We start from the raw sequence: 12953 nt of genomic DNA on the forward strand, positions 1-12953 counted from the left end.
CACTAAAAAATAAACGTTTGGACTACGACCTACCAAACGTTTATTTTTTTGATGGAGTGGAAATCGGCCACTGCCGATTTATTCCCCTGCAGGCATGCGACTTTGTGGATGAGGCATGCGACTTTACCGCCAGGGCATGCGACTTTCACGCCGGAGCATGCGACTTTCGCGCCAAGGCATGCGACTTTTACGCCGGAGCATGCGACTTCAGCGCCGGAGCATGCGACTTTCACGCTGGGGCATGCGACTTTCACGCTGGGGCATGCGACTTTCACGCCGGGGCATGCGACTTCAGCGCCGGGGCATGCGACTTTACCGCCGAGGCATGCGACTTCTACGCCGGAGCATGCGACTTCAGCGCCGGGGCATGCGACTTTCACGCCGGAGCATGCGACTTCTACGCCGGAGCATGCGACTTTCATGCCGAGGCATGCGACTTCCTCCCCGGAGCATACGACTTTCACGCCGGGGCATGCGACTTTCACGCCGAGGCATGCGACTTCAGCGCCAAGGCATGCGACTTCTACGCCAAGGCATGCGACTTCCGGGCCGGGGCATGCGACTTCTACGCTGGAGCATGCGACTTTCATGCCGAGGCATGCGACTTCCTCCCCGGAGCATGCGACTTTCACACCGTGGCATGCGACTTTCACGCCGGGGCATGCGACTTTCACGCCGGGGCATGCGACTTTCGCTCCAAGGCATGCGACTTCAGCGCCGGAGCATGCGACTTTCGCGCCAAGGCATGCGACTTCAGCGCCAGGGCATGCGACTTCAGCGCCAAGGCATGCGACTTCCGGGCCGGGGCATGCGACTTTCACGCCGGAGCATGCGACTTTCACGCCGGGGCATGCGACTTTTACGCCGGGGCATGCGACTTTCACGCCGGGGCATGCGACTTTCACGCCAAGGCATGCGACTTCTACGCCGAGGCATGCGACTTTCACGCCGGGGCATGCGACTTTCACGCCGAGGCATGCGACTTCTACGCCGAAGCATGCGACTTTCACGCCGGGGCATGCGACTTCTACACTGGAGCATGCGACTTTCATGCCGAGGCATGCGACTTCCAGGCCAAGGCATGCGACTTCCGGGCCAGGGCATGCGACTTTACCGCCGGAGCATGCGACTTTCACGCCGGGGCATGCGACTTTCACGCCGGGGCATGCGACTTCTACACTGGAGCATGCGACTTTCATGCCGAGGCATGCGACTTCCAGGCCAAGGCATGCGACTTCCGGGCCAGGGCATGCAACTTCAGCGCCAAGGCATGCGACTCGGCAGGAATCGGCTTTGGCCGTTTCCATCCTTATCCAAAGGGAACTCTATCGAATATGAGTTAGGTTTCCGTTCCTCACAACTTTAGCTATTCCGTGTGCGGCGCAAATTGGTGTAATCCACGCAAGATAGATGATGACCATTCAAAGCATTAAATAAGTTTTTTCTTACTTTGCAATGGGACGTACTACTATCTCCCTACGTACGATTCCAAAACCGTTGTTTAGCTACAGCTTTTACAAACTCGGAAGCAAACTGTGGATTATTATTCGCAAAAATAACTCCGGCCAGATTATTGCCTTTGGATGTATGAATATATGGCTGACCAGATGTTGCTACACCTATTGGCTTATAATGCTTATATGCATCACCGACGTATTCCATGATATTACGGTTGAATGAAGCTTGATTCTCCACATCTCCACCAACCACGTAAAAGGAATCATACAGCACAGAATAAGTAGAGGTAAAAATTTGATCAACCTTTAATCTAGTGCCATCATCTCCGACAACATCTCCTAACGCTTCACTTACAATATGGATAAATGCGCCTGCTTCCTTTAAGGCATGAAGTGCTTGGTTCACTTCTCTTGCTGGAAAATCATTACCTATGAGAACAGCAACCTTTTGTGTATAAGCGGAAAACACTGTGTTTTGCATGCTTAAGGCCGGTGAACTTTTTGATACAGCTACTTGCGGACCTTTTGGTGGATTCACCCCAATATTTTCTGCAATAGTTGTAGCCATTCCGGTATCCACATTTCCAAACATATCCACTACCTTTTGTCTTACCGATTTACTCTTAACATATCCCAAATGGAAAATAAATGTTTCGACAGTATGCTGTTTTTCCACATCTGTTAAGCTATTCCAATACAGTCTTGGCTGTCTGAAGAAGTCACGGAATGAATCACTTGGCCGCTCCCTTGTCACATGGCCTTCCACCTCTTCCGGATAATGGGTAAACCCGCCTTCTTTAGGTGGCACCTCTGCAGGTGTATTACCAGCTAAAGCATTTTTATGGTAGTTAACTGAATCTACATCTATTCGGTATCTTGAATAACTATCACGCAAATTGTAATTCGTTTCAACAATCGGCTGATTGACTGGAATTTCGTTAATATTCCCTGTTCCTAGTCGATGATAATCCGTATCTCGATAAGCAAATGAACGTCCCTGCAAGACAGGGTCATTTGTAAAATCAATGCCTGGCACAAGTGTAGATGGATCAAAGGAGGATTGCTCTTCCTCCGCAAAATGATTATCAACCAAACGATTCAAGGTAAGCTTACCAATTAGCTCCACTGGAATAACTTCCTCCGGCCACAGCTTGGTATCATCTAAAATATCAAAATCATACTTAAATTGATCCTTTTCCTCAATTAATTGCACCCCAAGCTCATATTCCGGATAAGCACCTCTTTCAATTGCCTCATGCAAATCCCTGCGATGGTAATCTGGGTCAACACCACCAATTATATTTGCTTCATCAATCAACAGGGAATGCATACCAAGTAGCGGCTTCCAAACAAACCGAACAAAGGTTGACTTGCCCGCCTCATTAATGAAACGAAACGTGTTAACCGGATAACCTTCCATCATCCGCCAGCTTCTTGGTCGTCCGCGGTCAGACATTAACCACATAATAAAATGGGCAATCTCCTGATTACTGGAAATATAATCCCACGTATTATCATGTGCAATTGTCGCTTGTGGCACCCCTGTGCGCGGATTCGGTTTTACGGCATGAACAAAGTCAGCAAATTTCATTGCATCCATCACCGCAAACACAGCAAAAGAAAGGGCGAGCATATCATAGTTACCTTCCTGCGTATAAAACTTGGTCGCAAAACCACGAATATCAATGGCCGTATCCTTGGATCCCATACTCCCAATGAAATTAGAAAAACGAACGAAAACAGGTGTCTTCGTACCCGGTTCCTGCAAAAAATGCGCCCTCGTGACGTGTTTCATGGATTTGTACAGTTCAAACTCTCCGTACGCCCCATCTCCTCTGGCATGAACTACCTTTTCCGGAATCCGCTCTCGATTAAAATGCGACTGCTTCTTATAGAAATGAAAATCTTGAAATAACGTTGGTCCGCGCTTCCCTGCCCGCAACGACCACTCGTCATTGGATATTTTCATCCCAGCGTCACTCGTTAGCTTCTTGCCCTTTCCGGTATTCTGCCTCCGATACTGCTCCAGCTGCTCACTCTTTTCATCCTGACCAGACTGCTGCCTATCCCGCTTCTTCCCCTTATCATCATCCTGATGCACATTATCACCCTCCTGGCCTCATGATCATTTGCTCCATATAGAACATATGAGAGAGGACGGGTGGATATGCTTGATTCGTTATAAATACATAATAAAAAGCCGTGACATGTTTACGACTTTTATGGTTATTCCTATAAATTACTCCCTTCCAAAATATCCTCCACATCAAAAAATGCCGTTAATGGCTCCTGCTTCCCGTTCCGATGCCATGTATGATATGCCTGAAAGGCCGCATGAACATCCCCGTTGTATTTCACCTCAACCAGATGCTTGACTGTCAAAAAACTGCGCCAGTATTCAAACATAATACTCGATAGACTTTCTGTATAGCTCCCAGCACCAAAATCATTCAGCGACCTACCACCATATTGGGATTGAAAGACAGAAACCAGCTTTGATTCTACCTCGGTACATTTTGCAAATGCCTGGCTACTTAACAAATGCTTTCGAGGTAAATACTCACACATTCCCTCTTCAAACCAAATACTGTACGCGTAGTCATCATCAAATTCATCTAAAAATAAATCGGAGTGGTGGGTTAGTTCGTGGGCAGCAATGGTTGCTATATGTATGATTGAAAGTTCCTCATAATATCTTTGTATGTCAGGCAAGTCTTTGTTGTCCAATTGTTTTACAAAAAGCTCTTGCCAGCTTGCTACATCTGGGGACATATAAATAACATCATTGTTCGTGAATGCTGGGATCGGAACGCTCGAGAAGAAGGTCGTCGCCAGCTCTTCCGTTGTCCAAATACATGCCCGCGGTACTTCCTTCAATTCATAATGCTGTTCCATGATTTTCTGGTAATCATCAAGCACAGCCTTTATCTCTTTAACATCTTTTCTTAAATTCTCAAACGTGATTACATCTTCAAAAGCGTAAATATGCTTCATCTCAATCTCCTCACTTTGTCTCCATTATCAGATTCTGCTATTTTTCAACCCTTCAGACAAACGTATATTTACTTTTAATGCTACAATAAAAGTGGCAGGTTTGCTTCAATTTCTTTCAAAAAGAGGATGTTCATACTTTTGGAGCAGTCTCAAAAATAGTAAAAGGAGTGGATACAATGCAAGAACAAGCATTTGAGAAAATCAAGCATGGCAAAGGATTTATCGCAGCCCTGGATCAAAGTGGCGGCAGTACACCAAAAGCTTTAGCTGCCTATGGTGTTTCCGAGGATGCATATTCCAATGAGGATGAAATGTTCAAACTAGTGCATGACATGCGGACAAGAATTATCACTTCCCCGGCCTTTGACTCTGAGAAGATTTTGGGAGCCATACTATTTGAACAGACAATGGATAGTAAAATTGAAGGAAAATACACAGCCGATTATTTAGCTGACGTAAAAGGCATTGTTCCCTTTCTAAAAGTAGACAAGGGATTAGCGGAAGAATCCAATGGTGTGCAGCTCATGAAGCCTATCCCGGATTTGGATGCACTGCTAAAGCGTGCAAATGAACGTCATATTTTCGGAACAAAAATGCGTTCCGTTATTAAACATGCCAATGAAGAAGGAATCAAAGCCGTTGTGGATCAACAATTTGAAATCGGCAAGCAGATTATCGCTGCTGGCCTAGTACCAATCATAGAACCTGAAGTAGACATCCATAGCGCAGAAAAAGTCGCATGTGAGGACTTACTGAAGGCAGAAATACTTCGGCATTTGGATGCATTAGACAGCGATCAAAATGTGATGCTTAAGCTATCTATACCAACTGAGGTTAATCTATATAAAGAATTAATTGATCATCCGCGCGTCGTCCGGGTTGTTGCACTTTCCGGTGGCTATTCAACCGATGAAGCAAATAAAAAGCTAAAGGCAAATGACGGACTGATCGCTAGCTTTTCCAGAGCATTGAGTCAGGATTTAAATGTAAATCAATCTGACTCAGCATTCAACGACACCTTAGCAAAAGCAGTCGACTCTATTTATGAAGCGTCAATCTAAACAAAGAAACCGAGCATCGGAAATTACTCTCCTTTGCTCGGTTGTTTTATGATCATTGATGACGTTTGATCCAGGCAACAAATTCATCGACAAATGTTTGTAAAAAGGCGGCAGTTCCTTCATTGGCAATTTTTCCATCGTCATCAAATAATGCAGCTGTATTGGCAATATATGCTTCAGGCTGTTGCAACGTTGGCATATTTAAGCTCACCAAGGACTGCCTTAAATGATGGTTGGCACCAAATCCACTCAAATTCCCCGGCGACTGACTCACAACCGCTGCGGGCAACCCTGCCCAAACACTGGAAGCCTTCGGACGCGAGCCTACATCGATGGCATTTTTTAGTACACCTGGTACGGAACGATTGTATTCCGGTGTCACAAATAACACCGCATCCATATCCTTCATCTCTTCACGAAAATCTTGGACCTCTTTAGGTATTTCACCTTCATCATCAAAATCCTGATTATAAAAAGGAAGCTTGCTAATATCGACAAATACCGGCTCAACATCCTTAGGCAGCATTTCTGCCAAATTATTTGCCAACAATTTTGAATAAGCCGCCTTACGCAAACTACCAACTAAAATAGCCACTTTCATTTCAACGAATCCCCTTTCCTTTTCCACTAGCATGTCACCAATTATGTTTAAATATGTGAACATATCGTTCTATATCACTAATTTGCTGGAATTAAACCAATCACCTGCATCTGAACCGTTTAATTTTCCCTGAGTATCATCCAATTTTTTGACGGTTCAGCTGCTTTCGTTTAATTTCCATCGATTGATGAAGGATTTTTTGACGATTAAGACCGAACCGTTTTTCCCCCGATTATCATCCAATTTTTCCACGAGTGCCTTCTATCTTTTAATCATGATGCGCCCTATGCCAGACTGCGCTCTTCTTGTTGGTTTGGTTCTTGTTTGTCAATAACTGCTGCTCCGACGATGTCGCCGACAACATTGGAGGCTGTACCACCCATGCCGATGATGGCGTCAACTCCAGCGATCAAGGCGACAATTTCCAATGGCAAACCGAACATGCTTAAAACCGCGGAAAGTGTTACCAGACCTGCAGCTGGAACGCCGGCAGTACCGACAGATAGCAAGGTTCCAATTACGACGATGACTAGAAAGTCTGTAATCGATAAATTCAGTCCTGTAATATTTGCGGCAAATACGAGTGATACCCCCATCCGTAAAGCTCCGCCATCTGAATTAAAAATGGCTCCCAATGGCAAAGAAAAGTTTGCGGTCCGTTCCGATATCCCTGCCTTCTTGGCTGCGTCAATTGCAATCGGCAAGGAAGCCAAGCTACTGGATGTGAAGAAGGCCGTTGTATATGCTTCCTTCGTATCTCTAAAAAATGCCCGCACGGAATGTCCGGAAAGCTTGAGAAAGCCCGTGTACACAACTGCCCACAAAATAATCAATCCTAAATAAAATACACCCGTAAAGACAAGTAAGGATTGTAAGGTGTTCCAGCCTTGTGTTCCAAAGGTTGAGGCACTGATTGCAAAAACACCGATTGGCGCATAGAGTAATATTCCGCGTAAAATTCTATAAAACATTTCATTTAAAGCTGTAAAAAATCGATCCAACAGGGCACCGTATTCCTGCATCTTTTCTTCCTTGGAAAATATCATTGTCGAAATCGCCATGCCGATGATGACCGCAACAAATAATATCGCCATCAAGTCGCCTGCTGAAAAAGCTGCAAATAAGTTTTCCGGAACAATTTGTAACAAAATATCGGATACATGGGGAATTTCCGGCTTGTCTACAGACACGTTTGGCAAGGTTAAATGCTGTCCGGGACTGAATCCCAATGCAAGCGCAACACCAATTAATACAGCTGCTGCAGTTGTTGCAATATAATAAAGCATGAGCTTACCGCCCATTTTTCCAAGCTGAGATATGTTCATTTTATTAACCGCCAACACAACGGTTAGAAAGATAACAGGGATAGCAATCAAGCTTAGTAAATGAATCAGCAATGTTCCTAACGGCGCCAATATATCTGCCTTTTCCCCAAAAAGGAGTGCCACAATGATTCCTAAGAAAAAACCGATTGACATTTTCAATACAAGGGAGCTATCCCGATAATGTTTCCATACATTCATGTTTGTAATTCCTTCTTCCTATGAAAAATATAATCATCTCCATACCGCTTATCTTTTTATTATATCCTTTTCTAAAAATAAAAAGCATACATCTGCTTGATCACGTGCAGATGTATGCTCGTCTATTTATTAGGAGATGGTAGCCTTTTCCCGCTCCAGTCCAAGAACGACACCAGTGGATGCATGGATTTCGCGAATCATTTCCGGTTTTTCTAATAATGAAATGCCATATGAAGGAATCATTTCTTTAATTTTCTCTTCCCATGCTGGCATTTGGTCAGGGAAGCAGCGTTGCAATACATCGAGCATTACATGGACTGCAATGGATGCACCTGGTGAAGCGCCAAGCAATGCCGAAACAGAACCATCAGCAGACGTAATGACTTCCGTACCGAATTGCAGCTTTCCTTTCCCTTCTGTATCCGAATCCTTAATAACTTGCACACGCTGGCCGGCAACTACAATATCCCAATCTGCTTCATTTGCATTGGGAACAAATTCACGTAATTCCTTAATCCGCTGTTCCTTGGAAAGCAGCAGCTGTTGGATTAAATACTTTGTCAATGGCATGTTTTTTGCTCCAGCTGCTAACATGGTCATGACATTATTTGGTTTAACAGAATTAATTAAATCCAAATTGGAGCCTGTTTTCAAAAACTTCGGCGAAAAGCCGGCAAATGGTCCAAATAGAAGTGACTCTTTTCCATCAATATAACGCGTATCCAAATGCGGTACAGACATAGGAGGTGCGCCAACCGCAGCCTTACCATATACCTTCGCATGATGCTGTGCAATGATATCAGGGTTATTACACACAAGGAATAAACCACTGACTGGGAAACCGCCAATGTGCTTACTTTCCGGAATACCCGTTTTTTGCAGTAAGGACAAAGCACCGCCACCAGCCCCAACAAAGATATGGCTCGCAGTGTGGAATTCCAATCGATCGTCCTGATAATTGCGGACACGCACTTCCCACGCTTCATCTTCTGTACGTGTTAAATCCTCTACAGTTGCTTTATACTGAATCGTAACCCCATCTTGTTTCTTTAGGTTTTCGAGCAGCTTATTGGTCAGGTTACCAAAGTTTATATCTGTTCCGTTATCAATTTTCGTGGCGGCAATCGGCTCATCAGATTCGCGTCCATTCATAATGAGCGGAATCCACTTCGCCAACGTTTCCACATCATCAGCAAACTCCATACCCTCAAACAAAGGATTATCTGAAAGTGCCTCAAATCTCTTTTTCAAGAAATTAACATTCGTTTCGCCCTGTACAAGACTCATATGTGGAACAGGCATAATGAATTCTTCTGGATTTTCAATGCGCTTTTGATGAATTAAATAAGACCAAAATTGCTTAGAAATTTGAAACTGTTCGTTGATCCGCAATGCCTTGCTAACATCAATCGTGCCATCTGCATTCTCTGTCGTATAGTTCAATTCACAAAGTGCAGAATGACCGGTACCTGCATTATTCCATGCATTTGAGCTTTCCTGCCCCGCTTTTTCCAGCTTTTCAAAAATAGTAATATTCCATTCTGGAGCAAGCTCCTTTAATAACGTGGCCAAAGTAGCACTCATGATTCCGGCACCAATTAAAATAACGTCCGTTGAAGTGTTTTTATTCATATTAACCTTCCTCATACTATAAAATTTGCTGATTTTCTTGTCAGCTTTCCTCTTTACGCACAAAAAGCCAGGAAGACCTGGTTACTTCGCTTTCTAATATAAAAAACGATATTACTACTATTCTATCAAAAAATTGTAACATATTGTAGTTTATGTGACGTTTTATCATAAAAAAACCATCCAAATTTCACAGACGAAAAGCGCAGCATCCGCATGCTGCGCTCCATCACATTCTTATTTTATGAAATAAATGATATCATCGTAAAACGCAGAGATATACGCTCCATCTTGATGGCTATCCGCGGATATATATACACTTCCAGGTCCTGCTCCAACTTTTTCATCCAAGGCAATACTTTCCAACTGTTTGCCGGATTCCGGATCGAGTTTGATCACTTTGGTTGGTTCCTCTAATTCTTTATCCCGTTTTTCTGTCAAAAGATAAAGCGTATCATTCATCATATGAGCAGTATATAAATAATCTTCTTCCGGCAGGTTTACGGACCATATTTCCTCGCCCTGATCAAGGTCTGCTGCCCATATCGTCGATAAACCCGTGTCAAAATCTACATCCTGATAAACGACAGTAGACCCATGAAATGCCGGATATGGTGATGCAAAATCGGTAACGCCGCCTTCAAAAGCAAATTCAGAGATTTTATCCCCGGTTGCAGCATCATAACTCCAGATCACTTCCTGTCCCATGACATACAGCTTATCTTCAGATAGGAATGGCAGGGTATAACGATACTTTTCCGGACCTTCCACTGCCCAGGCTTGCTCCCCGGTTTCTTTATCCAGTGCAACGATCTCACTATCCTCATTCACGTAATAGAATAGATCATCCTTCTGTGCAAATTGAAATAATGCACCCTTTGTATTTACCGTAAACATATCTATATCCTTTTCCCAAATAGCCTTTCCGTCCTTCAGGCTATGCTTATGAAAGGTGAACGTATCGGAAAATAATAAATCATCCGGGTTAGAGCGGATTCCTGCCGCAAAGTAAATCGCGTCATCCAATACATATAGCTCACTCAGATCATTGTATTTATCCAAATTAATCCGGTATACAGATTTCCCTGTCTTTTTATCCAAGGCCTCAATATATGCAGTTTCACCCTCTGACGTTTCCGTATTGATTAACAAATAATCTTCTGTCAACACGACCGTTCTCCTAATCGGATACGGTAGTGCCTCACTTTGCCAAAGCTTCTTGCCATCTGTCGAATAAGCAACGGCTTCATCGTCTCTTGTAATGGTATAAACCGTGTCCCCATCTAGAAAGGCACGACTTTGCACATCCTCTTCTGTCTCCAGCTTTAGCCAATTTTCTTCCGGATAATCTTCGAGTGCAATTACTTCCGTATCATCTATCGTGCCAAGAAAGGTATCATCCGCGGCTTCAGATTCCCCGTCTGTTTCTTCCGCATCGACTGCTTTTTCATCTTCTACCCCTTGTGCGGAATCGACATCCTCCTCAGCAGCTGTTTGATTTTCCTTTTCTTTTTCATCTGCCCCATCTGAACAACCCGTCACGATAAAAAACGCAAGCCCCATGACGAGTATGAACCCTATTTTTTTCATGTTTGTTCTCTCCCTATGTGAATAATTCCACTTTTTAGCTTCGCATAATAGGGATAACGATACAAGACAAATCATTTTAATTTATCAGATTATCTGAAAAATAATACAAACGACCTATTTCGACAAGAGATAACAACACAAGCGTTTTTACTATCTAATAATCACTTTTAGTTCAATGCCTGCTCTGAAATTATTTTAAATCCTTCGATCATTGTGTCCTCTTCAACCTCGATTAATAGGCAGTTCTTTCCTCCATAGTTTACTTGTTTAATATACCTCAAATCCTGGGGACTAACGGATATATTAGCTACTTTGGTTTTGATTTTAATGGATTTGGAGTTGTAATTAGGAACAATATTGCTCGCCTTTAGTTCATATGACCCATCATCTATGACCGTTTTGAAGGCTTCCTCTACTTTTTCTGCATCAACGTCCTGTACACCACTCGCCTTTAGCACACGCTCTACATCACGATAATCCAATGTTGGCGACTGTGTATGCTCTTCTTCCTCCTCGTCCAGCATATGATGGATTTCCTCATAGACAGTAGCCAATGTATTCGTATCTACCGTATCGCCGGCTACTTCTTTTACAACTTCTTCAAAAACCGCCTTATCCTCTTCCGCTGTAATGATATCTTCCCCTTGTAATACCCGTTCAATGAAATCAAAATCTGGCTCATTGGCCTTACCCGCAGCATACAGTACATGATTCACATCTGCCCCAAAATCCGTAAATGCCGGATATAAAAATCCAGAGATGGGTGCTTTTAAGTTAATGATAGAATCTACCGAAATACTCGATTTGAATTCCCGCTCAATAAAATCAAAGACAAGAGACCTTTTTGGCTGCTCCGTCTTGTTCATGCTGCATAAAATAAACGGATTTGTGTACACTTCATCCCGGTCGCTAATTTCCGATTCCTCGCTGTTACGCTTGGTCGGACGAAAGTATTCGCCACGAATAAAAGTCACGACGACATCCTTATCATACTGCTTCTCGCTGAACATTTTTTCAACGATATGCAGCATGTTTTCCTTCCATTCCCCTACATCCTGTGCACGCATTCCCTCATGCAGCATGGTACGGCTCGTATTGCCCTCCCCAGCTTGAAATCGCACCTGAAATAGTTTAACATCCGGCTTTCCGGTCAATACTTTTTTAAAATTGGTTAAAAATAACTCCTGCTGCTCCCGCTCCAGCATTTCAAATGGATGGCTTTCCTCATGGTAAATGTCACTGCTTTCCTGGCGTATATAAACATTGTAAATATCATGGATTTTTAATAAATCATTATCCAATTTAAATTGCTTGCGAATCGCTGCAATATCTTTTTTATTCATTACTGTTCCAGCTCCTTACTACCTATTATTCTTTTATTTTCAATCCAAGCAATCTAGCAAAACCAATGGCCTGGTGGGTAGATACCGTACACCCCGCTAGATCCTCCATCGTAATATTTAATTTTTCAAATTGGCTATCACTGAGGTCCATTCCCTTTAGTGACGTACGGGCAAAGTTAGTTTCATTAATATGGCATTCCTTCAATTGCACCTTCTGCCAATGACATTCATAGAAATCACTATTTTCCAAGAAACAGCCATGAAACACAACCTGCTTGAGCCTGGCAAAGCCAAAAGAACTAAAATTCGCCAAACACGCATCGAAATGCACATTGCCCAATGTCGCATCGGCAAGGTTAATCCCCATCATCTTGCAGGATTGAAATGCAACCCGATGAATCATAGCCTCACTTAAATCCGTATTGGACAAATCACAATGATCGAAAATCACGTCTGCGAGCTCCGCATTCTGGAATGTAACATTTTCAAATGTCACCCGTCTAAAAACGAGCCCCTCCAAAATGGCCCGCTCTATATCCTGATTGGAAATCGTACAATTTTCAATCACACCTCTATGTAAAACACGATCTTCAGGTATTTCAAAATCAATTTCCGGCATATTTTCAGCAATTCTCGGCTGCTGTACTTTCACATTCCCCGCCATCGCAGCTCCCTCATTTCTATTAAAAAATATAAACTAGGTGCTACGCCATTATACAATACAACCACATGTTTTTATAGTTCCCCGAAGCCGC

The 12953-nt window shown here is 43.4% G+C and carries 10 protein-coding genes; 2 read left to right on the forward strand and 8 right to left on the reverse strand.

The annotated features are described in order from the left end of the window. Positions 1-115: 115 nt before the first annotated feature. On the forward strand, positions 116-1366 hold the full coding sequence (locus DX933_RS18485) for a hypothetical protein (protein ID WP_190279518.1): 1251 nt from the start codon (positions 116-118) through the stop codon (positions 1364-1366). Between the two features lie 110 nt (positions 1367-1476). On the opposite strand, the gene DX933_RS12970 is transcribed toward DX933_RS18485, so the two are convergent. Both DX933_RS12970 and DX933_RS12975 read right to left on the reverse strand, forming a co-directional pair. Further along, on the reverse strand, positions 1477-3558 hold the full coding sequence (locus tag DX933_RS12970) for a catalase (protein ID WP_123316869.1): 2082 nt from the start codon (positions 3556-3558) through the stop codon (positions 1477-1479). A 131-nt stretch (positions 3559-3689) separates the two neighbouring features. Further along, entirely contained in the window at positions 3690-4451 is a 762-nt protein-coding gene (locus DX933_RS12975; protein WP_123316870.1) for a hypothetical protein, read from the reverse strand. Between the two features lie 176 nt (positions 4452-4627). On the opposite strand from DX933_RS12975, the gene DX933_RS12980 reads away from it, so the two are divergent. Next, the gene (locus DX933_RS12980) at positions 4628-5512 is read left to right on the forward strand and encodes a fructose bisphosphate aldolase (RefSeq protein ID WP_123316871.1); all 885 of its coding nucleotides are present in this window, start codon (positions 4628-4630) and stop codon (positions 5510-5512) included. A gap of 52 nt (positions 5513-5564) precedes the next feature. On the opposite strand, the gene DX933_RS12985 is transcribed toward DX933_RS12980, so the two are convergent. From DX933_RS12985 to DX933_RS13010, 6 genes are all read right to left on the reverse strand, one after another. Continuing rightward, complete coding sequence (locus DX933_RS12985; RefSeq protein ID WP_123316872.1) at positions 5565-6113, reverse strand: NADPH-dependent FMN reductase; 549 nt, start codon at positions 6111-6113, stop codon at positions 5565-5567. 284 nt (positions 6114-6397) lie between these two features. Further along, positions 6398-7636: a dicarboxylate/amino acid:cation symporter gene (locus tag DX933_RS12990; RefSeq protein ID WP_123316873.1), complete on the reverse strand. Its 1239-nt coding sequence runs from the start codon at positions 7634-7636 to the stop codon at positions 6398-6400. A 129-nt stretch (positions 7637-7765) separates the two neighbouring features. Continuing rightward, complete coding sequence (locus DX933_RS12995; RefSeq protein ID WP_123316874.1) at positions 7766-9283, reverse strand: malate:quinone oxidoreductase; 1518 nt, start codon at positions 9281-9283, stop codon at positions 7766-7768. Positions 9284-9502: 219 nt separating this feature from the next. Next, positions 9503-10855 (reverse strand): outer membrane protein assembly factor BamB family protein, encoded by a 1353-nt coding sequence (locus tag DX933_RS13000; RefSeq protein WP_190279519.1) that lies wholly within the window; start codon positions 10853-10855, stop codon positions 9503-9505. Positions 10856-11022: 167 nt separating this feature from the next. Beyond that, positions 11023-12198 carry a DUF4317 domain-containing protein gene (locus DX933_RS13005; RefSeq protein WP_123316876.1) on the reverse strand — a complete coding sequence of 392 codons (1176 nt, stop codon included), beginning with the start codon at positions 12196-12198 and terminating at the stop codon, positions 11023-11025. A 25-nt stretch (positions 12199-12223) separates the two neighbouring features. Continuing rightward, entirely contained in the window at positions 12224-12862 is a 639-nt protein-coding gene (locus DX933_RS13010) for a pentapeptide repeat-containing protein (protein WP_123316877.1), read from the reverse strand. Positions 12863-12953 lie beyond the last annotated feature (91 nt).

The organism is Ornithinibacillus gellani, assembly GCF_003730295.1.
In the GTDB taxonomy this organism is placed as follows: domain Bacteria; phylum Bacillota; class Bacilli; order Bacillales; family Amphibacillaceae; genus Ornithinibacillus_A; species Ornithinibacillus_A gellani.